The 255-nt window shown below is 24.7% G+C and carries 1 protein-coding gene; it reads left to right on the plus strand.

Features of this window, described 5'->3' with window-relative positions:
* Nucleotides 1-255, plus strand: a 255-nt coding sequence (locus tag HS848_RS13155) for a hypothetical protein (RefSeq protein WP_198612556.1), incomplete at both ends; no start/stop codon positions are given.

Below are 255 nucleotides of genomic sequence, written 5' to 3' on the forward strand. Positions count from 1 at the left end.
GTTATTTACGTTATTACTTACGATGTTATTTACGTTATTACTTACGATGTTATTTACGTTATTACTTACGATGTTATTTACGTTATTACTTACGATGTTATTTACGTTATTACTTACGATGTTATTTACGTTATTACTTACGATGTTATTTACGTTATTACTTACGATGTTATTTACGTTATTACTTACGATGTTATTTACGTTATTACTTACGATGTTATTTACGTTATTACTTACGATGTTATTTACGTTATT

The sequence above is a fragment of the Staphylococcus caledonicus genome (assembly GCF_016238465.1).
Taxonomy (GTDB): Bacteria; Bacillota; Bacilli; order Staphylococcales; family Staphylococcaceae; genus Staphylococcus; species Staphylococcus caledonicus.